Source organism: Synechococcus sp. 65AY6A5 (genome assembly GCF_002760415.1).
Classification (GTDB): Bacteria; Cyanobacteriota; Cyanobacteriia; order Thermostichales; family Thermostichaceae; genus Thermostichus.
In genome coordinates this window covers 538940-560518 of record NZ_AXUW01000001.1, presented here as the reverse complement: position 1 = coordinate 560518, position 21579 = coordinate 538940, and the positions used below count along the sequence as shown (strand labels likewise).

The following is a 21579-nucleotide window of genomic DNA, read 5'->3' as shown; positions in this document are numbered from 1 at the left end:
CTTCACTTCTGTCAAGGCTGTTGGATGATGGGAATGCTGGCCGCTTGAGCCCCAAGCCCGCCTCAGGGATCCGGCTTGCGCTCCTCGGGCTAGAGGCCGTTTGATCTGGCTAATTGACTGCTGCCAGCGCCTTTTCCTTTCCTGGGCTTATGCGACTTGTCCTCAGCAGTTTGGATGGCAGCCTCTTAGATCCCCAGTCCAACAGCTATGGCGCTGCCCGACAAGCTTTGGCGGCTTTGGAGCGCCGCTCCATTCCCTTAGTGCTCTACAGCCTGCGTACCCGCGCCCAACTGGAACATCTGTGTCGACAACTGCGCCTGGAGCATCCCTTCATCTGCGAGGACGGCTCCGCTATTTACGTTCCCGAACATTACTTTCCCGCAGGCATTTTGGACGAGCGCTGGCAACACCGCCCTCCCTACTACGTATGTGCCCTGGGATTGCCCTACCCCTGCTTGCGCCACATTTTGCAACAGGTGCGCCAAGATTACCACTTGGATCTCATCGGGTTCGGGGATTGGACAGCCTCGGAGCTAGCTGCCGCCACTGGGATCCCTTTGGAGGAAGCAGAACGGGTGCAAAAGCGGGAATATAGCGAGATTTTCAGCTATTCCGGGGATCCAGCAAGGCTGCGAGAAGCCCTTGCCCAACAAGAGGCCACCCTCACCCAGCACTTGTTACGGCTGCACCAGCTCCACTTCTCCGACCCCTCGCGGTGGTATTTGACCGGCTGGAGGCGGACAACCTTAACCTCAGAGCCCAGTTCCCTACCGGGAGAACAGGCGGTGCGGCTGCTCCTGGATTGCTACCAGCGGCATTTGGGCCCTGTCAGGGCCTTGGGCATCGGCTGCTCCCCCCCAGATTTGGCTTTTTTGCGGTGGGTGGAGCGGAAAGTAGTGCTTCCCAGCCCAATTGCGGATAGCCTCTGGAAGGAGGCCGTTCGCCTCGGCGGGCCAGAGGTTCAGACCCAGTGGCAACTGGCCCGGCTCCCCGGTCCTGAGGGGTGGAACGAAGTGGTGTTGAGGTGGCTGGAGGAAACCGATCATGGGGATGAATAAGCAACAAACCGGTGGACGGACTGCTCCCTTGGGCCTGCGTGTGGTGGGATGCCTGCTGAGTTTGGCGCTAGGACTGCCTGCCTCTGCCCAGCCGCCTATGAATCTGCTCACCGGGGAGCCGACAGTGGCCCAACTCAAGGAAGATGCAGCCCGCTACCTGCAGATGGGCTTTCACACCCTAGCCATCAACGCCTACCGGGCCGCCCTTGAGCTGGAAGACAAAACCAAAGTTCTCCCCAGCGAGCGGGATCCCGACGTGCCTTTTAACCTTGGCCTGATCTACGCCCGCCAGGGCAACCTCCCAGAGGCGCGAGCTGCCTTCCAACGTGCCGTAGAAGTGGATCCCACTAGCTTTAAGGCACGCTACCAATTGGCTCTGGTGGATCTTAAGTTAGGGAACCTGGTAGCGGCCAAGGAGCAGCTTACCCTCTTGGCCCATGCTGCCCGCAGCAATCCCGAAACCTACAGCTACATCCAGTCCCTGCTGGCCCCCCTGGAGTCGGTGCCCTTGCCCAACCAGCAGGCCAGCAACCCGCCTCGCCCTCCAGCCGCTGAGCCAGAAGCAGCCAAGCCTGCGCTCGAGCCCGAAAGGGACAAGACAACCACTCCACGGGCAGCCGCCTCGAAAAAGCAGCCAGAAGAGGAGAAGCCTCTCTCGGCCTTGCAACGGCTACGTCGGCGGGAGTTGGACTAGTCCAAACCGGGCCCAGACAGCTACAGCTTAGGAAGGAGAGCTAACCCCCCCCGAGAGCTACTGGGAGTGGAGCTTTCCCCAGCGCGCTTGACACTTAGGGCATAAAAAAAGGCTGGTATTAAACAGCACTTTTCAAGCTTGCAGGAGCAGCAGTAGAATCCTGCTAGCAAGGCAGCAGAGGCGGGATCCCTTCATGAAAGATTTCTATAGCGAGCTGGAGGTAAAGCCCGACGCGACCTCTGAAGAAATCAAAGAGAGCTACAGGCGGCTTGCCAAAGAGTATCATCCCGATCGGCTTCCTCCCGGTACACCGGAAAAGGCCCGACGGTACATCGAAGAAAAATTTAAGTCCCTTCAAGAAGCCTATTCAGTGCTGAGTGATCCCGTAAAGCGGAAAGCCTACGATTCCCAGAGGCTTTCCCAAACGAAAGGAAACGAACGTGATCTAGGTCTAAAAGCCAAACCAAGCTACAGCACACAAGACGGCAGCACTTGGCCGTTTGACCCTGACAAGATACAGAAAGCTGCCGAGGAGATAGAGCTGCGGAGGCGAAGGATTGAAACCAACTATAACCAGAAAATAGAGCAAGTGAAGTCAGAGCTAAAGAGAAACCTTATTTTAATCGGCATTAAGGAAGAGGATGCCAGAGTTGACTATACCTTCCTTACTAGAGACGAAAACATACAGAGCTGCTTTGTCTTTTTGTTTTTGGGCTTGTTGGCTTTCTTAGGAGGCTGGGGATGGATTGGTGCTATACTCGTACTCATTGCTTTGGTATCCGCTTGGTCGGCATTTTTCGAATCTGGGTATAGTAAAGAGCAAGTGGAAAAAGCCAAAAGTCTCCAAGAAAGGGCAAAGTCAGAAATAGAACTGCGCGAGAAAGAAAAAAGCTCAGAGCTCTCTCAACTGACGCTTTACTGCAGGAGCAGGATCGACTACTTTAAGAGTCTCCCCCTTGAGTCTTTATCCCCTGAGTTTATAAGCGGGCTTAGCGGAGAGGATCAACTCTTCCTGTTGACAGCGATAAAGGAAAGAGCCGACGCTGAAAAGCTAAAGGAGGATCTGAAACTAGCAGCTGGGATCGCTGTCGGTATTGGCATATTAGCCGTCTTGTTTAGTTTGGGCGGCGGATTCTACCCCCATTGATCCTGCTTCCTAAGCCGGCAGGAGCAGTAAAACTTTGGGGTCTGGATCCTCAGACGAGTTTTTTGGCGGCAAAACCAGACTTTGCCACTCTTGGTAGCTGAGGCCAAGCCGAGTCATTTCAGTGATTTCGTATCTGTAGCCTTCCAGTCTCCTGTCCAATTCGATCATGGACTGGGCAGCCGCTATAACCTGATTTGCTCGACTGATGATAGCTTCTCTCCGAGGAGGATCCCAAACTATGCGATCCAAGACTGTCCACCAGCTTGGATCAATCAAACGTGGGGCAATGAGGGCAAGGATAGCATTCTTAGATCTTGTCGGCATACTATCAAAATAGGATTCAATGCTTTGTGCGCTGAAAATATCTGGTCGTATATATTTGTCAAACAGCTTATCCACATCCGATTCACCCTTTACATACTTGAGAATCTCCACGACGCTTGATAGGCTAACTCCTTCTTGGTAAGCCTTGTGAAGATATACTGAAGGTTTCGTGGTCAACAAAAGCTCGACATACTTTCTAATACGAGGTCTTAGAATCTCCTCTGCCTCCGCCAGGCGTTTCAGAGCTATCTCATGCTCCTCCATCTCTAGGTAGCATTCAATCTCTGTAACATAGACTAAAGATAGGATTAAGATGTACTCGCAAGCCAAAATGCCGTCGTTCTTGTTCCAATTGGAATCCCACGCAGCTAGATAATAGTGCTCAGCCTCAAGCAGAGGCTGAATGACCTCGGTTACCAATCGCTTCCTGTTGGTCGAAGAAGACATCTTCAAAGCTATTTCTGCAACGTCGATAGCAGACTTAGCTTTGGCAAGAAGCGATCTATCTATGGATTCTCGAAGACTTTCTACGGATGCTTGAAGACTTTGGATTCGAGAATCGATTTGATTGAGTTTAGAGGTAACGACTGCAAAGTCTACGGCAGACAAACCCAAGTTAGTTAGACCAATAGCAGCATTGAATTTGGTTAAGCCTAAGACAGTGTTTAGTTTACCTCTAGTGTCAATTAGTCTTAGGTTGATCTGCCTCAACTGAATGTTGGCAATAATCCCGTTGACTATGTCCACTGCCGGGATGCAATTGCTAATGCTATCTGCGAGTGTCAAGCCTCCAGTTTCTCTCAGCCAGGCCACCACCCGCTTAGAGGCCACTTCTCGCACCACGCCGCCTACGCCTCGTAGGTTCCATTCTGCAGGCCTTTCAGGATGGCTTCGGGGATCTCGAGGATGACTTGCTCGGCAACCATGAGTCAGGAGCTCCCTGCGTTTGCTGCCGTCAAACTAGCATAGAGAAAACCTTCTGAAAATACTTGTACTTGGAGAGTTCGCCAAGGTTTATTCTCAGTTACAGGGGCAAGAGCCTAGCATAGAGATCTAGCCCTCCTCGCTGTTGCGTTGCCGCCATGTCTGAGCCTGCCGGTCGTCTGGTTTGGAACCACTCCACCCACATTTCCGGGCTGATCCCTGTTCTGGAGCGCCTGACTCGACAACCTGGCATTAAAACCGTAACGCCAGGTGCTCTGTCTTGCAGTCGCGGGCGGATCCCGCAGTTGCAGTTGCGGGTTTCCGTGCCCATTCGAGGGGGCTACAAGTTGGTGGCCCGCAAGGGCAGCAGCGTGCAAGAGGTCTTCGTGGTTACCGACCTCAGCCAGTTGGAGCTGGAAGCAGCGATTCGCCGCTGCTTGGAGTAGATTGGGGTTTTCTTGGCAACGCAGTCCTGCTTTGGGCGCGCCATGTCCCGTGCTAGCCTCAAGCCCGCCCGCATTAGCGCTGTGGTGCCCGGATCCCTGGCGGCAAAGGTGGGCATTCGGCCAGGGGAGGCCCTGGTGAGCATCAACGGCGAGAAGCCCCGCGATCTCATTGACTATCGCTTCTTGTGTGCCGATGAATATCTCTGCCTGGAGATCCTGGACAGCCAAGGGATCCGGCGCATCGTCGAGCTGGAAAAAGACATCGATGAAGATCTGGGGCTGGAGTTTGAGACGGCTTTGTTCGATGGCCTCATCCAATGCACCAACGCCTGCCCCTTTTGCTTCATCGACCAACAGCCCCCTGAAATGCGGGCAACGCTGCACCTTAAAGACGACGACTACCGCCTCAGCTTTCTCTACGGCAGCTACCTCACCCTTACCAACTTGACCGCTGCCGAATGGGATCGCATCGCCCGCCTGCGCCTTTCCCCCCTCTATGTCTCGGTTCATGCCACGGAGCCGGAGCTGCGCAGCCGCCTGCTCAAAAACCCGCGCGCCGGTCTGATCCTGGAGCAGTTGGCCTGGTTTCGCCAACACCGCCTGCAAGTGCATGCCCAGGTGGTGGTCTGCCCGGGCTGGAACGATGGAGAGCACCTCACCCGCACGCTCTTGGATCTGGCCGCTTTTCGCCAACCTGTCGAAGGGATCCCAACCGTCCTCTCGGTGGCGGTGGTACCGGTGGGGCTGACCCGCTTCCGCCCCCCCAATGACGAGCTGATCCCGGTGGATGCCGCCAAGGCAGCGGAGGTGATTGCGCAGGTAGAAGCGCTGCAGGCGCAGTTTCGGCAAGAATTGGGGTCCACCTTTGCCTGGCTGGCCGACGAGTGGTACTTGCTGGCAAATCGAGAATTGCCGCCGGCAGAGCACTATGAAGATTACCCCCAACTGGGGAATGGAGTGGGATCCCTGCGCCTGTTCTTGAGCGAGTTTGAGCAGGTGCGGCTGCCGACTGGGATCCCTTCTCCTCTCAAAGTTCTCTGGGTGGTGGGCAACGCAGTGGAGCGAGCCTTCCAGCCGGTGGTGGAGCGGATGAACAGCATCCCCAGGTTGCAGTTGCATCTTCTGCCCATTGCCAGCCAATTCTGGGGACAAACCCTGACGGTAACCGGACTGTTGACGGGGCAAGACATTCTGGGCGCTTTGAAATCGGTTGAAAACTTGGCAAGTTACGACGGCCTGCTTTTGCCCCAGATCGCCCTCAAGGATGGGGAGCGCTTTTTGGACGATCTCACCTGGCAAGAGTTGCAGGCCCAAGTGGGGATCCCGGTGATGCGGGTGGATGGGGGCCCGGCGGGCTTGCTGCAGGCGGTGCAGCGGCTAGGATCAAGGGCGACCTCGAGCGGGACGCTGTGAGGCTATGCAGCGGCTACAGCGAGGGTTGGTTCTCTTGCTTTGGGCGGGGCTGGGGATCCTGGCCATCACAGCTTTGGCCTCTTTCTATGTCGATCTGGCCTGGTTTGCCGAGCTGAATGCCCTGCCGGTGCTCTGGACGCGGGTGCTGGCTCGCTGGGGGCTGGGCCTGGGCGCCTTTGCCTTTGCCCTGGCGGTGGTGGGATCCAACATCCGCGCCTGCTGGCGGGGGGCAAGCACAGCCGGGGCCTGGGCCATTGCCCTGGGGTTGAGCGGCGGCTTGGCCTGGTCTCTTTCTCAGCACTGGTTCGCGCTGCTGCTCTGGTTGCACCAAGTCCCTGTCGGCGAGTCCGATCCAATCTTCGGTCGCGACCTGGGCTTTTTTCTTTTCGGCCTGCCCTTCTGGGAGACGCTGCAGCAGTGGTGCTTCAACCTAGTGCTGCTCACTTTGATCACGGTGGCGCTTATTTACCTAGTGGAGCTGGGGCTATCGGAGCAGCGGCTGACGCTGGCTCTGTCTTTATTTGCCCAACGGCACCTGCTGATCTTGGGGGGAGCTCTGTTTTTGCTTCGTGCCTGGGGCCATTGGCTGGAGCGCTACGAGCTGCTCTATTCCACCCGCGGCGTCGTCTTTGGCGCCGGCTTTGCCGATGTGCACGCCACTTTGCCAGCTACCACGTTGATGAGCGGGGTGGCTTTCCTGACAGCAGTTGGCTTCTGGGCTTTGGCCCGCCAGGGGATCCGATTCAACCTTCCCTTGTTCAAGTCTTGGTGCCCTGCCTGGGCCAGTTCCCTGCTGGCGCCGGCCCTGCTCTGGGGGGCCTACCTGGGGTTTGGGCTGCTGACCACCCGGCTTTACCCGCAACTGCTGCAAACCCTTTTGGTCACGCCCAACGAGCTGGAGCTGGAGCGCCCCTACATCGAGCACAACATCCGTTTTACTCGCGCCGGCTTTGGCCTGGCCGAGGTGGAGGTCAAGCCCTTCCCAGAAGAGGGATCCCTGACCTGGGAGATCCTGCAGCAAAATCAATCCACCCTGCGCAACGTGCGTCTTTGGGATACAGAACCCCTCTTGGCCACCTATCGCCAACTGCAGGAGATCCGCCCTTACTACCAATTTCCCTATGTGGATGTGGATCGCTACCGCATCGGGGGAGAGCTGCGCCAAGTGATGCATGCAGCGCGCGAGCTGGACTTTGCCCAGGTACCACCGGCTGCCCAAACTTGGGTTAACCGGCGCTTTTTCTACACCCACGGCTATGGCCTCACCCTCAGCCCAGTCAACGTGGTTACTGCTGAGGGGCTGCCGGACTTTTTCCTATCGGATATCCCACCGCGGGTTTCCCCCCGCTATCCAGAGGTGGCGCAGGTGCTGCGGGTGGAGCAGCCGGCCCTCTACTACAGCGAGCTGACCACCACCGACGTGTTCGTGGGGGCCGAGGCGCGTGAGCTGGACTATCCCGCTGCCGATCGCTATGTCTACAGCAGCTACCGCGGCACGGGCGGCGTGCCCATCCCCCACCTCTGGCAACGGCTTCTCTACGCCTGGCACTTCCGGGATCTGCGCATCCTTCTCAGCCGCGAGCTCTCCCCCAGCACCCGCTTCCTCTATCGCCGCCAAATCCGGGAACGGGTGCGCCAGGTGATGCCCTTTTTGCTCTACGACCAGGATCCCTACCTGGTAATTCAAGGGGGCAGGCTCTACTGGTTTTTCGATGCCTACACCACCAGCAGCCGCTACCCCTACTCGGAGCATCTGCCCGGCTTCCCCTTCAACTACATCCGCAACTCTGTCAAGGCGGTGCTGGACGCCTACAACGGCAGCATCGACTGGTACATTGCCGACCCTCGGGATCCCCTCATCCAAGCCTACGCCCGCATCTACCCCACCCTGTTCAAGCCGCTAGAGGCCATGCCGGAGCCGCTGCGGCAGCACATCCGCTACCCCCAAGATCTCTTCCGGGTGCAGGTGCAGCAATTTGCCACTTACCACATGACGGATCCCCGTGTTTTCTACAACCGGGAAGACCAGTGGCAGATCCCCAACCAGTTCCGCAAGCGGCGGCGCCTGCCCATGCAGCCCCAGTACCTCATCCTCACCTTGCCAGAGGATCCCCAAAAGGGATCCCCAAACCAGCCCGAGTTTGTCTTGCTTTCTCCCTTCACCCCCCTCAACAAACAAAACATGGTGGCCTGGATGGCGGCCCGCTGCGATGGGGAAAACTACGGCAAGCTGCTGGTGTACGAGTTTTCCAAGCAGCGCCTCATCTACGGCCCAGAGCAAGTAGAGGCGCGGGTCAACCAGGATCCGGCCATTTCCGAGCAAATCGCCCTCTGGAACGAACACGGGTCGCGGGTGAACCTGGGCACCCTGCTGGTCATCCCCATCGAGACCTCGCTTCTCTACATCCAGCCCCTCTACCTGGAGGCAGAACAGGGCCGCCTGCCCCAGCTCACCCGGGTCATCGCTGCCTACGAAGACCGGGTGGTGATGGAGCCCACCCTCAGCCAGGCTCTGGAAGCCCTCTTCTCCCCCACCGGCAGCCGCCGCTCCAACCGCTGAGGCCGGGATCCCTTCTCAGATTTCTAAGGGTAGTTGACAGAACTTAACGGATGATTTAAGGTTAGGTTGTCAATCTTCGCGCTTCCTCAGGGAAGTTTGCCATCATGACCACTGTTATCCAACGTCGCTCAACCAGCAACGTGTGGGAGCAGTTTTGCGAGTGGGTCACCTCCACCGACAACCGCCTCTACATCGGTTGGTTCGGGGTGCTGATGATTCCCACCCTGCTGACTGCCACCACCTGCTTCATCATTGCCTTCATTGGTGCTCCCCCGGTGGACATCGACGGGATTCGCGAGCCAGTTTCGGGTTCGTTGCTGTATGGCAACAACATCATCACCGGCGCGGTGGTGCCTTCTTCGGCTGCGATTGGCCTGCACTTTTACCCGATTTGGGAAGCCGCTTCTTTGGACGAGTGGCTGTACAACGGCGGCCCCTACCAGCTGATTGTGCTGCACTTTTTGATTGGGGTGTTCTGCTACATGGGCCGGGAGTGGGAGCTGAGCTACCGCTTGGGGATGCGTCCCTGGATTGCGGTGGCTTACTCGGCGCCGGTGGCGGCGGCGACGGCCGTGTTTTTGATTTACCCGATTGGGCAAGGCTCGTTTTCGGACGGGATGCCGCTGGGGATTTCGGGGACGTTCAACTTCATGTTGGTGTTCCAAGCGGAGCACAACATTTTGATGCACCCGTTCCACCAGCTGGGCGTGGCCGGCGTGTTTGGGGGTGCGCTGTTTAGTGCGATGCACGGGTCGTTGGTGACCTCGAGCCTGATTCGTGAGACTTCGGAGGAGGAGTCGCAGAACTTGGGTTACAAGTTTGGGCAAGAGGAAGAGACCTACAACATCGTGGCGGCGCACGGGTATTTTGGCCGGTTGATTTTCCAATATGCGTCGTTCAACAACAGCCGGAGCCTGCACTTTTTCCTGGCGGCGTGGCCGGTGATTGGGATTTGGTTTACGGCGCTGGGGATCAGCATCATGGCGTTCAACCTGAACGGGTTCAACTTCAACCAGTCGATTGTGGACAGCAACGGTCGCGTGGTTGGGACGTGGGCGGATGTGCTCAACCGTGCCAACCTGGGGATGGAAGTGATGCACGAGCGGAATGCGCACAACTTCCCGCTGGACCTGGCGGCGGTGGAGGTAGCGCCTGCGGTGCGTGGCTGATGGCCTGACCTGACGCTTCAACAGCATTGGTGGATCCCCCGGCTTGGTCTGGGGGATTTTTTGTTCTCTTTGCTGGGGTGATCTTTCCCAGAGCTTTTCCAGAGTTAAATTGGGGCCATTGCCTCTGTGACTTAGGGATATGGCAATCATTTCTTCTCGGGATACAGGCCAGAACGCTGAGGGCCCCAAGCGGCGGCAGCAAAAGTCTTCAGCCTGGAGAAAAGAAGGCAGAGAGTTGAGCTTTGCTGGGGAAAGGGGAGCGGATCCCTCTGCCCTGTTGCAGCCGCAAGCCCACCCTGGCGAAGCCCAGGAAGAATCTCTGCGCCCGCGCACCCTAGCGGAATATATTGGCCAGACGGAACTTAAAGAAGTGCTCTCCATTGCCATTGCGGCGGCCCGCGCTCGCCAAGAGCCTCTGGATCACCTGCTGTTCTACGGCCCTCCTGGTCTAGGCAAAACCACGGTGGCAGCAGTGCTGGCGGCAGAAATGGGATCCCAGTTCTACATGACCACCGCGCCGGCTTTGGAGAGCCCCCGCGACATTGCCGGGTATTTGGTGCGCTTGAAGCGGGGGGATGTGTTGTTTATTGACGAGATCCACCGCCTGCCCAAGGTTACAGAAGAATTGCTCTATCCGGCGATGGAGGATTTTCGTCTTGATATCACCATTGGCAAAGGTCGCTCTGCTCGCATCACCTCTCTGCCCTTGGAACGCTTTACCCTCATCGGGGCCACAACCCGCATTGGCGCCCTCACTTCTCCGCTGCGGGATCGCTTTGGCCATGTGCAACGGCTGCGCTTTTACGAGCCTCACGAGCTGGTGCAGATCGTGCTGCGCACAGCTCGCCTCTTAAATGTCTCCACCGATCCAGAAGGGGCTGCAGAGATCGCCCGCCGTTCTCGGGGCACGCCCCGCATTGCCAACCGCCTGTTCAAGCGGGTGCGAGATTACGCCCAGGTGCGAGGGGATGGCCACATTAGCCAAGAAGTGGCAGCAGCCGCTCTGGAGCTGTTCCAGGTGGATCCCATGGGTTTGGATTGGATCGATCGCAAGCTGCTGACGGTGCTGGTGGAGCAGTTCGGTGGAGGGCCAGTGGGCTTGGAGACGATGGCCGCGGTGACGGGTGAGGATCCCCAAACCATTGAAGAAGTGTATGAGCCTTATCTGCTGCAGATCGGCTACCTGCAGCGCACGCCCCGGGGTCGAGTGGTTACCCCTGCTGCGCTACGGCATCTGGGCTATGAAGCCCAGTCTCCTCTGCCTTTGTGGAGCTAATTTGTCTTTTCCCTCTCCCACAAAAGGAGAGAAGGGGTTGAGAGCATGCCTCTAACCCCCAAAACCCTGAACTTTGCTGAATTTACTGAGCTTTAGGCGGTTTGGCAAAAGTCATTGAGAGGGATATAGTAGACCAAGTTTCCCCCTGATCCTTGAGTCCACCGCAACGGTTGCCGGGAAGTGAAGGGGGAAAGCGCTCGGGGGGTATTCCTCAGGGCTTTGCGGGATACCGCCTTCCTGCTCAGAGATAGGCAGGATGCGATCGCTTCTTTCCTGAACCATGTTCAGGAGAGTTCAGCGTGAATGTATCAGCTCCATATCTAGCTGCGGTCATTGCCCACAGGGCTGAAGCTGGGCACCACCAGCTCGCGGTTTTGCTTGGTAAGGCGACCGTACAGCTCCTGCGTGTTGGGGAAGTTGGCCGCCGGCAAGGTGGGGAAGCGGCGATAGGGCACCGTGTCCTCGCCGAAGAGATCCCGATACTCCTGGGTGTTCAGCAGGGCGCGCACAAAGGCTTTCACCCCCTGGGTGGCCAAGATCTGGTTGTACTTGCGGATCTCCTGCTGGTTTAGGGGTGCGCGGCCCAGGAAGTGCTTGGTGCCCAGCTCGATCACCTTGGTATTGGGATAGGGAGCGTAGAACTCGGAGCGGTACAGTTCCGAGCACCCCAGCGCCTCGACGAACTCCTTGACGGTGATCTCGCCGTTGCGCAGCTTGGACTCGGCAGAGCTGAGCTCGGCGCTGATGTTGTAGATGTCCATATCCCGCTCGAAGACCTGCCGGTAGGCGGCGCGGATGAGGTTGTTGACTTCCGCTTTGTTGGCCAGGCTGGTGAGCTTGAAGACAGGGATCTCTTGGCGTACCTTGGGCACCCCCTGCTGGGCCCGCCGCTGGATTTCCAGCTCGCCGGAAGGCATATCCCGAGGCTGACCCAACTTGACAAAGAGAGGGATGTCGTCGTCGGTGCGAATGGGCTTGGTTGCAACAGCCATGTCGGTGGAGCCGGGGCGCATCCGCCGCAGCGCCAGGCCGCCGGGGGTGAGGTAGCGCTCATAGGGCACGATATCTTCCCCGAAGACCTGCTGGTACTCCTCGCTGTCGAGGATGGCGTCCACGACGGCGTAGAACCCTTTCTTGGAGGCGATGTCAAATAGGCGGTTCATCTCCTGGCGCCCGTAGGTGGGTCGGCCCAGCAGCTTGCGGTGGATAAACTCGATGGCTTTGCAGACATACAAGCTGGACCAGTACTTGTTGCGGAAGAGATCCGACTTGGCCAGTTGGCGAATAAACTCTTTGACAGGAATTTCCCCCGACTCCAGCTTGATCTCCCAGCGGGTCAGCCGTTGGCCTTCGTAGGGCATGTAACCGTACACCTGCTGGTAGCAGGCGCGGATCACCGCTTGCGTCGAGACTTCGCTGCCAACAATCCCCGCCCGCACCCCTAGCCGCCGGCTGCGATCGCCGGGAGTTTGGGTGAGCTTGAAGACTTTGGGGCCAAGGCTACCGGGATCCCCCACTGCCTTGGGATTGGTGCGGGCGTTGGTGAGGGCAAAGCCGCGCCGGATGAGGATGCGCTTGACATCCTTGTTGAAGGGGGCGGGGCGGGCGCTGAGGGAACGGGTTTCCTTGGGGAAGATGGCCCCAAATTGGATCTCCAGCGGGTCGTTGCCGGAGCCATAGGCATGCTGATCCGGCAGAGGCCGGTTGTAGCGGGCAAAGAGGGTAATGAACTGGGGCACCTTGCGGCGCGGGGCAGCGTAGGTGTAGAGGTCGAACTTGGCTCCCCAGTTGGCGCTGGTTTGGGCTTCTATCCCCAGCTTGCGCAGGTAGGGCACCGTCTCCTCGCCGAAGTAGTCCCCGTACTCGCGGCTGTCCACCAGGGCGTCCACCAGGCCGGCCAGGCCCTTGCTGGAGACGATGGCAAAGTAGGTCTGCACCTCTTCACGGGTCTCTGGTGCCCGTCCCAGGAAGTGGCGGAAGGCCAGCTCCACAACGCGGCTGTTGATGTAGGGCTCGTAGAACTGCTTGCGGTAGAGTTCGGATTTGCCCAGGCGGCGGATAAACTCCTTCATGGAGATCTCGCCGTTTTTGACCTTCGACTCCAGGTCGGCCAGCTTAAGGCCATAGGCACGGCGGATGTCCCGCTCAAACACCTGCCGGTAGGCGGCCTTGATGACTTCTTCCTTCTCGGCGTTGGACAGCCCCGGCTTCATGGCAAAAACGGGAACTTTCTCGGCAGCCAAGTTGTAAACCTGGGGTAGCTGCAGCCCTTGCAGGGGCAGGCCGTCGGCGGTGCTGGCGTTGCGCTGCCGCAGCTTGTCGGAAGGGGCGGGAGCGATGAACTCGCTCAGCAAAACATCGAAGTATTGGTTGATGATGGCAACTGCTTCGGCATCTTTGCGGAAGTAGCCAGCCGCTGCCCGCTTCATCTCTTGAATGGCGACAATGGTGGCCTCGGCGGAGCAGGCGTTTTCGATGATCTCCCGCAGGCCGCGGGTGTTGACGGCGATGATGCTGGGATCCCCGGCCACCAGGGCGTAGGTGACATAGCGCAGGAACCAGCTTAGATCCCGCAGCGATTTGCGCATGTTGGCAGCTCCGTAGCGGGAGATGTTGATGGGGCGGAAATTGGGGGGAATCTCCACACCGCTGGCGCTGAAGATGTTGCGGATGGCCTCAATGAATCCGCCGGTGGATTCCACGTAGAAGGCAGTACCCAGCTTGAAGGCTTCTTTCTCGTCTTGGGTCGCTTCTGGCCGCTCCAGATAGGCCATGGGCGAGCCCCCTGTGAAGATGCGGTTGGCTGCCCGGCTGACGATGATTTCCGAATTGGCCGCAATGACCTCGGCAATCTCTAGCCGTTTCAGGCCGCTGGAGAAAAAGTCCTCGAGGCGATCCAGCTCGGTGCGTCCCAGATAGCGATCCTGCTGTTCCGCCTGGGAGATGGTCGATACAGGCACGGTTTGGTAGAGACGGGGGTTGGAAACGACTGCGCCAGCGGATACGTTGATACCCATCGATCTTTTAAACTCCGTTTTGATCGAAAAAACTGCCGACAAAGGCCGAGGACAGTGCCATCGAAGGGGGTGAAGAGGCTGACCCACGACTGGAGGAGCATCCCTCTCTGAGCTGAGAAGGATCGATGCCCGATCCCTGAGGGGGAAGCCAAGCCTAGAATACTAGGGGCACGGGCCCAGAGTGGGGAGGTTGTTGCAGTTTGTAACACTGTTTCTCATCCACAAAGACATGGCTCTCAACCCAGCTCTACCCTCCCATCTGTTGTCTTCCGCTTTTCTCCTTGAGGATTGGGAGCAGGGACATTACGAACGCGTTACCCAGGTTTTACAGCAACAGCTCGAGCAGGGATCCCCCTCTCCAGAGCTGTATTGGGAGCTGGGAGCCGCCTATCTCCTGCTGGGTCGGGAACTGGAGGCGCAGCTGGTGTGGCAAGAGGGCTTGGCGATGCTGCAAGCGGGGGGGGTGGCCGAATCCGAGGCCGTCTACCACCTGCTGAGGAGCTTGCAGGCTTTGGCGGAAAGCCTGTGGGAGAAGGGCCATTGGCCGCAGGCAGCAGCTCTGTATCGGCAGCTTCTGGAGTTGGGGGATGGGCTTTCTGGGCTGGAGCTGTCTTCTGGCCAGGCTTTGGCTGCCCACCGCATTGGCCTGACCCAAGAGCGGAGCCGGCTGTGGGCTGCGGCAGCGGAGTGGTTTGAGCGGGCTTGCCAGCAGGATCCGACGGCGGCAGAGAGTTTTTGGCGCTGGGGCTTGGCCCTGATGAAGCTGGGCCGTTTGCGAGAGGCGATTTCCCCTCTGCAGGAGGCTGCGCGGCTGCGCCCTGAGTGGGGGGATCCCTGGGTACAGATGGGCCTGGCGTGGCTGGATCTGCGGGATCCAGTTCAGGCTGTGCGGTGTTTCCAGGCGGCTGAGGCGCGGGGCACCGGGACGGCGCAACTCTACAGCTACTGGGCGGAAGCGGAAGTGCGGTTGGCTCACCCTGAGGCCGCTTGGGAGAAGGTTTGCCGAGCGGTGGCAGCGGAACGGAATTGGGTGCAGGCGTGGTGCGAGGGCAGCGGCGGAGAAAGCCCTCTGCGATCTGGACTGGAGCAGGCATGCAGGGGAGAGGGATCTGCGAGGATCCCCGATTTCCTGTATTCGGCTTGGCGGCAGCGTTGGGCTCCAGAAGGCGTTGCCCCTCCAGCAGACTCCTTTTCCCAGAGCACTCCCCCTACAACTGACTTCTGGCCAGTGCCAACCCAAGGCTACCTCACCACCCGACAGTGGCATCAGGCCACGGGCGAAGGGGACTACCAACTGCTGGATCCAGGGGGGGTTCTCTGTCTAAAAGCGCCCCCTGCCGCTGATCCCGACATTTTGCAAAAGTTGCGCCCGCAGCGCATCCCCTTGGCAGAGACCTTTGTCGCCCAGATCCCCCGAGGATCCGTCCACGTGGGCCACTACCCCCGCCACCTCTACGCCAGCTTTGCCAGCGGGGTGCTCACCCGCCGGGGAGAATTGCTCGCCGATCTATCCCTGAGCTTGCCGCCGCCGGAGTTCCTCGACTGGGACTACAGGCCAGATCACCTGCGACACCACCCCCTGCTGGGCTTGCCCCATCTCCCCCCACCGATCCCACTGGATGGCCCCGTTGCCCTTTTGCCCTTGGGGGCAGTTAATTACTTTCACTGGATGGTGGATATTCTGCCGGCCCTCGATATCCTGCAGCGGTCGGGCGCCCTGGAAAAGGACATCCCCATCTTGATCCACGGGTATCAAAGAAAGCCCTTTCAGGTGCAGAGCTTGGCTGCTTTGGGGATCCCAGCCGAGCGCATCCTCAGCTTTGAGCAGTTGGGGGGATCCCATCTGCAAGCCCAAAACCTGATCGTGCCCTCAGCAGGCGCTCCGGTGGGGTGTTTGACGCCCAGGGGATTGGAGGTGCTGCGGCAACTGGCCCAGCCGAGTTTATCCATTGACCCCTTACAACCGCGGCGAATTTACATCAGCCGTCGGTCTGCCCGCTGGCGGCGGGTGATCAACGAAGCGGAGGTGCTGGCCTGCTTGCGCCCCTGGGGATTTGTACCGGTGCCGATGGAAACCCTTTCTCTTCAAGAGCAAATAGCCCTAATGCAAGGGGCAGAGGCGGTGATCGGGATCCACGGGGCGGGCCTGACCAACCTCGCCTTTTGTCCACCCGGCACCACCGTCATCGAGATCTTGCCCAGCAATGCAGTGCTCCCCTATTTTTGGATCATTGCCCAGGTGGCAGGGTTAAGGTACTTCCCTTTGGTAGCACCTGTTTGTGATCCGGCTTTGGTGGCTCTTCTTTCCAGCCCCGATTTGGATCGAGAAGATGCCTGGGTTCGGATCTCGAACTTGCTGGAGGTGCTGGAACAGACAGGGATCAAGGGATGATGGGATCGGAGGGACTCGAACCCTCACGTTCTTGAGGAACAACGGATTTTAAGTCCGTAGCGTCTACCATTCCGCCACGATCCCAATCTGTCGGCAATAGCCGTACTACTCTACCAAACTGCTTGCCTTGGGGGGGCAAGTCTTTAAGTTGGTTCACCCAGCCCTGCAGTGGAGGGTATGAAGTAGGGGATTGCTGCCCCTGCTGATGGGATCCCTGCTGTGCCCGCTGGCTTGAAGCTCCTACAACTTCTCTTTCAAAAAAACGTTGGCCACCCAGATCCCCACCACCGCCAAGGCGGCCATCCCATAAAAGGTATAGCTATAGCTGCCCAGCCTATCGCGAATTTGCCCCGCGATCATCGTTCCCACCAAGGCCCCAACTCCATAGGCGGTAAACACAATGCCGTAGTTCTGGGCGTAGCGTTCGGGATCAAACAAGCGCAGGGTCAGGGCGGGAGCCATGGCCAGCCACCCCCCCAGGCAAAACCAAAGCAAGGAAAAAGTTACCCAGTAGGCCAGAAGGGATCCCTGAGGAGGCAGGAGCATTAGCCCACAGGCCAGCAGGATCAGCCCGTAGGAGCCCGTAGTGACCTGATGGGGATGTAATCGATCGGCCAACCAGCCAAACAGAGGACGGCTGAGCCCGTTGAAAATGGCGAAGAGAGCCACGCTGTTGGCAGCCGCAGGGGGATCCAGGCCGATCAGCTCTTCCCCCACAGGACCAGAAATCCCAATGGCGCTTAAACCAACCAGGGTGCCGATGGCATAGCAGATCCACAGGCCATAGAAGGAGGGGTTCCTCAGCAGAGGGAGAGAGCGCCGAGAAGTCAACGGAGAGCGATCTGGGCCATTCGTGGATTTTCTTGGAAAAGGTGAGGAAGGGATCCAATCGGGGGGAGGAAATCTCAGTTGGGTTGCGATCCCCAGGATCACTGCCGCGAAGAGGATCCCCAAAATCAGCAGCGTAGGTCGAACCCCCAGCGCCTCGATCAAGCGGTTGGCTAGAGGAGCGGTAAGCAGGGGGGATAGGCCAAAGCCGACAATGGTGGACCCCACCGCCAATCCCTTGCAATCGGGAAACCAACGGGCTGCCACGGCCATCGGCACCCCATAGGCAACCCCTACTCCGCTACCGGCAATCACCCCATAGCAGAGGGTGATCCACCCAATAGAAGGGGCAAAGCTAGCCAGCCCATAGCCCAAACCCACCAAGCTGCCCCCCAGAGCCAGTACTCGGCGGGATCCCCAGCGGGGGATGACAAACCCTGTGATGGGCATGAGGGTAGCGTAGAACACGAGGGCAACCGTGTAGGGCAGCAGGCTCTCACTGGCCCCAATCCCCAGCTCTGTTTCCAGGGGCTTGCGGAAAATGCTCCAGGAATAGACGGTTCCCAAGCAAAGAAGAACCAGGAGCCCCAGGAGGATGAAAAGCCATCTCCCCATATGGGCCGGTTGTCCATACAAAGTAACGGGGAATCCAACCCTTTTCATGGGTATCTAGAGCTTGTTGGAGCTGAGTTCAACCCATTCTCTCAGCCCTTTCGGGGATAGGCCAACAGAATTTTTAGCCAACCGTTGGCTAGAGGCGTTTGGCCTCTACTGTCTTGGGCAGAGACAAAGGCTCCGGCAGCTCCGGGATGGACAATTCCCAACCGTTGCTCAAGGTGAAAATGGTTTCCCCGGCCTCTGAACGGGTGGCCACAACCGATTCTTCCAGATCTTTTTTGGGAACGTAGACCATCAAATGCCCGTAGGCACTTTCGTGCAGGATGACTTTCATAGCCCTTTCTCCACAAGTTCCAGCTCTTGGGCACGGCACCCCACCACCAAGCCTTTGGCCAAGCAGTGGACGGCATAGACGTAAAACCGTTGTAGAAAGGTGCCAATGGAAATCACGTAACCTTCGTCGCCGGGAACGGCCAAGATTTTTCCCACCGGCTGGCCGAAGAAGGTGCCATCGTTGCGGATGACCTTACGGATGCGGACTTTGTCGCCCAGCTCAAATTGGGGAGGGCGATCCAGCTCCAGTTCGTCGCTCATGGGGTACCTCCTGTGATTTCTGCCAGCACCTGACAAAGCTCTTGGCGGGTTAGGCTGCGGCCTACTTGGCGCGCCCGTCGAGACACGGCTGCCAAAATGGCCTGAGATTTGGAAGTTTCCTTTCCGGACAAGCGGTTAGACAACATCGGGATGGCTCTCCTCTGGGATGGGTTCTGGAGTGTGTTGCGCCCATTGCGTCAGCGTTGCGCGGCAATAACGGGCCAGTTCCGCCGGTGGGATCGGATGCTTGCAGTGGGTGACGTGCTGCCGCACCTGTTCCAGGAGCTTTTCCAGTTGGCCAGGTGGGATCTGCTCGACAGGGATCCCGTGTTCCTTGAGGATCTGGAGCAGCAAATGCCGGCCGGAGTGTTTGCCCAACACCAGCCGCCGCTGGCCGCCCACGGCTTCTGGTGGAAAAGGCTCATAGGTCTGGGGATCCCGCAGCACCCCTGCAGCGTGAATGCCCGACTCGTGGGCAAAGGCGTTGTCACCGACGATGGCCTTCCAGGGAGGTAGGGGAGCACCGCTGGCCCGCGCCACCTGTTGAGACAGCTCCCGCAGACGGCAGGTATCCACCCCAACATCGATCCCCAAGGTGTAGCGCAAAGCCATCACCACCTCTTCCAAGGGGGCATTGCCGGCCCGTTCCCCCAAGCCGTTGACGGTGGTGTTCACCGACTGAGCGCCGGCGCGGATCCCGGCTAAGGCATTGGCAGTGGCCATGCCCAGGTCGTCGTGGGTATGCATCTCCACAGGGATATCGATGGCCCGCACCAGGCGGCGAATCTGCTTGTAGGTGCTAAAAGGATCCAAAATGCCCACCGTATCGCAGTAGCGGAAGCGCCGACAGCCCCAGCTTTGGGCCATTTGGGCCAACTCGATCACCTGCTCCAGGGGGGTGCGGCTGGCATCTTCTGCCCCCACCGAGACCCACAGCCCTTGCTCCAAGGCCATCTCCACGCATTGGCGCAACTGTCGCAGCAGCCGAGGGCGATCCCCTTGGAACTTAGCGGCCATTTGCCGATCCGAGACCGGCACGGAGATGTGGATCCGCTTGAGGCCGCAACGAATAGAGGCGAGGATATCGCTGGGCACAGCCCGGTTCCACCCCAGCAGGTGGGCCCGCAGCCCCAGGCTGAGCATGGCGCGAATGGCTTCCGTTTCCACGGCGCCCATGGCCGGGATCCCCACCTCAATTTCGGGTACGCCAATGGCATCCAAGAGGGCAGCAATGGAGATTTTCTCGGGGATTTGGAAGGCTACCCCTGCCGCTTGCTCCCCATCGCGCAGGGTGGTGTCGTTGATGGTGATAGAGGAATTCATGGGATCCATCCTCCAAGACCTACGGCCCGCCTAGGCAATCGGTAACCGTCGATGGTGCTCCGCACCGCTGGCGCGACCCCGGTTGCGTCAGGGCAATCATGTCCAGGGTAGAAAGCTCAACCGAAGTTCTGGCAGAATTCATCAGATTCCTGTAAGGCTTGGCTGTTCCTCTTAGCGGGGTGGAGTCTTTGGAGCAGGGGATCCTTGACAAGATCTATCTAGCCTCTGGGATCCCCCTACTCCGGAAGCTAACGAATTAAGTCGAAGGAAAAATCGGTTTTGCCGGGGATGATGCTGCGCCGATCTGCCTCATCCAGAATGGTGTTGACAATCCAGTTAAGGAGGTTGAGCGCCCCCACATAGCCATAGGTGGGATAGCGATGCAGATGGTGGCGGTCGAAGATGGGGTAGCCGATGCGCACCAAAGGCGTGCCCGTATCCCGCCACAGGTATTTGCCGTAGGAATTGCCGATCAGCAGATCCACCGGCTCGGTGAACATCAGAGAGCGCAGATGCCAGAGATCCTTGCCCCCCCAGACGGTTGCTCCCTGTCCATAGGGACTGGAGGCCAGCAGTGCCCGCGCCTCGGCTTCGAACTCCTCGTTGCTGTTGGTCACCACCACATGGATCGGCTCCGCTCCCAGCTCCAGCAACAGGCTGAGCAAGCCCATCACCAGATCCGGATCCCCATACAGGGCTACCCGCTTGCCGTGGATCCACGCTTGGGAGTCCGTGAAAGCATCCACCGCCCGGCCCCGTTCGATCTCCAGCTCGGCGGGAATGGGCTTGCCCGTTAACTGGGATAGCTGCATCAAAAACTCATCCGTGCCCCGAATACCCACTGGCCGCGCCGTCAGGGTGGGCCGACCCGAGGCCTCTGCTAGAAACTCCAGGGTCTTGGGCGTGGTGTAGCGCTGGAAGGAAAAAGTAGCCTCGGCGTTGAGGCATTGGGCAGCCGCCTCCAAAGGGGTTCCTCCGGGATACATGTGGAAAGTGCCGTCGTTGGGCGAATCCAAATAGTCGGAGTTGTCCGCCAGCAGGGTCAGCGGGATCCCGAATAAGCCGAAGATGCGCTTGATCTCCCGCAAGTTGCCCATGTAGGTATCGAAGCCAGGGATGACGTTGATGTAGCCATTGCTACCCGTGCGGCCCACCGGCTCGGTGAGGGTGCTGAGAATGGCCTTGAGCATGTTGTCATAGCCGGTGATGTGGGATCCCACAAAGCTTGGCGTGTGGGCATAGGGCACCGGGAAGTCGCGGGAAATCACTCCCTCATTTCTGGCCGTGGTGATGAAGGCCCCCAGGTCATCCCCGATCACCTCCGCCATGCAGGTGGTGCACACGGCGATCATCTTGGGCTTGTAGAGGGCGTAGGCATTTTCCAGTCCCTCGATTAGGTTTTTGAGGCCGCCAAACACCGCCGCATCTTCCGTCATCGAGGTGGAGACCGCCGAAAAGGGCTCCTTAAAGTGGCGGGTGAGATGGGTGCGAAAATAGGCCACACACCCCTGGGATCCATGGACGAAGGGCAAAGTTCCCTCGAAGCCGACAGCGGCGAAGATGGCCCCCAAGGGTTGGCAGGCTTTGGCAGGGTTTATCGTCAAAGCTTCCCGCTGAAAGTTTTTCTCCCGGTATTCCCAAGATTTTGTCCATTCGGCCACCCGGGCCACTTCTTCCGGGGAAGGGAGATCTTCAAAGGTTTGCTTGCACTGCAGAAGCGCCTGATATTCCGGATCTTGAAACAGGCGGGCATGATCTTTGATGTCTTGGATATCTTGCGGCATGGTCGGTCTCCT

General features: G+C 58.7%; 16 protein-coding genes and 1 tRNA gene. 9 read left to right on the top strand and 8 right to left on the bottom strand.

What is annotated here, in order from left to right; genetic code table 11:
• The first annotated feature begins 149 nt into the window (after positions 1–149).
• The 3 genes from SYN65AY6A5_RS02540 to SYN65AY6A5_RS02530 all read left to right on the top strand — a co-directional run bounded on the left by SYN65AY6A5_RS02540 (position 150) and on the right by SYN65AY6A5_RS02530 (position 2899).
• Complete coding sequence (locus tag SYN65AY6A5_RS02540) at positions 150–1058, top strand: HAD hydrolase family protein (protein ID WP_099813378.1); 909 nt, start codon at positions 150–152, stop codon at positions 1056–1058.
• Positions 1051–1752 carry a tetratricopeptide repeat protein gene (locus SYN65AY6A5_RS02535; RefSeq protein ID WP_240530970.1) on the top strand — a complete coding sequence of 234 codons (702 nt, stop codon included), beginning with the start codon at positions 1051–1053 and terminating at the stop codon, positions 1750–1752. The genes SYN65AY6A5_RS02540 and SYN65AY6A5_RS02535 overlap by 8 nt, the downstream gene beginning before the upstream one ends.
• A gap of 193 nt (positions 1753–1945) precedes the next feature.
• Positions 1946–2899 carry a DnaJ domain-containing protein gene (locus SYN65AY6A5_RS02530; RefSeq protein ID WP_099883845.1) on the top strand — a complete coding sequence of 318 codons (954 nt, stop codon included), beginning with the start codon at positions 1946–1948 and terminating at the stop codon, positions 2897–2899.
• 9 nt (positions 2900–2908) lie between these two features.
• Here the strand turns inward: SYN65AY6A5_RS02530 and SYN65AY6A5_RS02525 are convergent, their stop codons facing one another.
• Complete coding sequence (locus SYN65AY6A5_RS02525) at positions 2909–4066, bottom strand: hypothetical protein (protein ID WP_143596968.1); 1158 nt, start codon at positions 4064–4066, stop codon at positions 2909–2911.
• A 239-nt stretch (positions 4067–4305) separates the two neighbouring features.
• Between SYN65AY6A5_RS02525 and SYN65AY6A5_RS02520 the strand changes: the two genes are divergently transcribed.
• From SYN65AY6A5_RS02520 to ruvB, 5 genes are all read left to right on the top strand, one after another.
• Positions 4306–4593 (top strand): DUF2103 domain-containing protein, encoded by a 288-nt coding sequence (locus SYN65AY6A5_RS02520; protein ID WP_011430637.1) that lies wholly within the window; start codon positions 4306–4308, stop codon positions 4591–4593.
• A 42-nt stretch (positions 4594–4635) separates the two neighbouring features.
• Positions 4636–6006, top strand: coding sequence for a TIGR03279 family radical SAM protein (locus tag SYN65AY6A5_RS02515; protein WP_011430638.1), 1371 nt, complete (start codon positions 4636–4638; stop codon positions 6004–6006).
• A gap of 4 nt (positions 6007–6010) precedes the next feature.
• Positions 6011–8566 carry a UPF0182 family protein gene (locus SYN65AY6A5_RS02510; RefSeq protein ID WP_011430639.1) on the top strand — a complete coding sequence of 852 codons (2556 nt, stop codon included), beginning with the start codon at positions 6011–6013 and terminating at the stop codon, positions 8564–8566.
• Between the two features lie 104 nt (positions 8567–8670).
• On the top strand, positions 8671–9735 hold the full coding sequence (gene psbA / locus SYN65AY6A5_RS02505) for a photosystem II q(b) protein (RefSeq protein WP_011430640.1): 1065 nt from the start codon (positions 8671–8673) through the stop codon (positions 9733–9735).
• 139 nt (positions 9736–9874) lie between these two features.
• The gene (ruvB, locus tag SYN65AY6A5_RS02500; RefSeq protein ID WP_011430641.1) at positions 9875–11011 is read left to right on the top strand and encodes a Holliday junction branch migration DNA helicase RuvB; all 1137 of its coding nucleotides are present in this window, start codon (positions 9875–9877) and stop codon (positions 11009–11011) included.
• A gap of 320 nt (positions 11012–11331) precedes the next feature.
• Here the strand turns inward: ruvB and SYN65AY6A5_RS02495 are convergent, their stop codons facing one another.
• On the bottom strand, positions 11332–14028 hold the full coding sequence (locus SYN65AY6A5_RS02495; protein WP_099883843.1) for a phycobilisome rod-core linker polypeptide: 2697 nt from the start codon (positions 14026–14028) through the stop codon (positions 11332–11334).
• A gap of 193 nt (positions 14029–14221) precedes the next feature.
• On the opposite strand from SYN65AY6A5_RS02495, the gene SYN65AY6A5_RS02490 reads away from it, so the two are divergent.
• Positions 14222–16420, top strand: coding sequence for a glycosyltransferase 61 family protein (locus tag SYN65AY6A5_RS02490; protein ID WP_240530969.1), 2199 nt, complete (start codon positions 14222–14224; stop codon positions 16418–16420).
• Here SYN65AY6A5_RS02490 and SYN65AY6A5_RS02485 read toward each other — a convergent pair.
• The 6 genes from SYN65AY6A5_RS02485 to nifK form a co-directional block, all read right to left on the bottom strand.
• Positions 16421–16504, bottom strand: a tRNA-Leu gene (locus SYN65AY6A5_RS02485).
• A 156-nt stretch (positions 16505–16660) separates the two neighbouring features.
• On the bottom strand, positions 16661–17815 hold the full coding sequence (locus tag SYN65AY6A5_RS02480) for an OFA family MFS transporter (RefSeq protein WP_346426183.1): 1155 nt from the start codon (positions 17813–17815) through the stop codon (positions 16661–16663).
• A gap of 184 nt (positions 17816–17999) precedes the next feature.
• Positions 18000–18200 (bottom strand): putative nitrogen fixation protein NifT, encoded by a 201-nt coding sequence (nifT, locus tag SYN65AY6A5_RS02475; RefSeq protein WP_011430645.1) that lies wholly within the window; start codon positions 18198–18200, stop codon positions 18000–18002.
• Positions 18197–18460: a nitrogen fixation protein NifZ gene (locus tag SYN65AY6A5_RS02470; RefSeq protein WP_011430646.1), complete on the bottom strand. Its 264-nt coding sequence runs from the start codon at positions 18458–18460 to the stop codon at positions 18197–18199. The genes nifT and SYN65AY6A5_RS02470 overlap by 4 nt, the downstream gene beginning before the upstream one ends.
• Positions 18461–18595: 135 nt before the next feature.
• The gene (gene nifV / locus SYN65AY6A5_RS02465; RefSeq protein WP_099883841.1) at positions 18596–19783 is read right to left on the bottom strand and encodes a homocitrate synthase; all 1188 of its coding nucleotides are present in this window, start codon (positions 19781–19783) and stop codon (positions 18596–18598) included.
• Positions 19784–20031: 248 nt separating this feature from the next.
• Positions 20032–21567, bottom strand: coding sequence for a nitrogenase molybdenum-iron protein subunit beta (nifK, locus tag SYN65AY6A5_RS02460; protein ID WP_011430649.1), 1536 nt, complete (start codon positions 21565–21567; stop codon positions 20032–20034).
• Positions 21568–21579 lie beyond the last annotated feature (12 nt).

What these genes read in the sequence shown, in the direction of transcription:
- SYN65AY6A5_RS02540 (WP_099813378.1), top strand. Translation starts at nt 150, where the DNA reads ATGCGACTTGTCCTCAGCAGTTTGGATGGCAGCCTCTTAGATCCCCAG.
- SYN65AY6A5_RS02535 (WP_240530970.1), top strand. Translation starts at nt 1,051, where the DNA reads ATGAATAAGCAACAAACCGGTGGACGGACTGCTCCCTTGGGCCTGCGT.
- SYN65AY6A5_RS02530 (WP_099883845.1), top strand. Translation starts at nt 1,946, where the DNA reads ATGAAAGATTTCTATAGCGAGCTGGAGGTAAAGCCCGACGCGACCTCT.
- SYN65AY6A5_RS02520 (WP_011430637.1), top strand. Translation starts at nt 4,306, where the DNA reads ATGTCTGAGCCTGCCGGTCGTCTGGTTTGGAACCACTCCACCCACATT.
- SYN65AY6A5_RS02515 (WP_011430638.1), top strand. Translation starts at nt 4,636, where the DNA reads ATGTCCCGTGCTAGCCTCAAGCCCGCCCGCATTAGCGCTGTGGTGCCC.
- SYN65AY6A5_RS02510 (WP_011430639.1), top strand. Translation starts at nt 6,011, where the DNA reads ATGCAGCGGCTACAGCGAGGGTTGGTTCTCTTGCTTTGGGCGGGGCTG.
- psbA (WP_011430640.1), top strand. Translation starts at nt 8,671, where the DNA reads ATGACCACTGTTATCCAACGTCGCTCAACCAGCAACGTGTGGGAGCAG.
- ruvB (WP_011430641.1), top strand. Translation starts at nt 9,875, where the DNA reads ATGGCAATCATTTCTTCTCGGGATACAGGCCAGAACGCTGAGGGCCCC.
- SYN65AY6A5_RS02495 (WP_099883843.1), bottom strand. Translation starts at nt 14,028, where the DNA reads ATGGGTATCAACGTATCCGCTGGCGCAGTCGTTTCCAACCCCCGTCTC.
- nifT (WP_011430645.1), bottom strand. Translation starts at nt 18,200, where the DNA reads ATGAAAGTCATCCTGCACGAAAGTGCCTACGGGCATTTGATGGTCTAC.
- SYN65AY6A5_RS02470 (WP_011430646.1), bottom strand. Translation starts at nt 18,460, where the DNA reads ATGAGCGACGAACTGGAGCTGGATCGCCCTCCCCAATTTGAGCTGGGC.
- nifV (WP_099883841.1), bottom strand. Translation starts at nt 19,783, where the DNA reads ATGAATTCCTCTATCACCATCAACGACACCACCCTGCGCGATGGGGAG.
- nifK (WP_011430649.1), bottom strand. Translation starts at nt 21,567, where the DNA reads ATGCCGCAAGATATCCAAGACATCAAAGATCATGCCCGCCTGTTTCAA.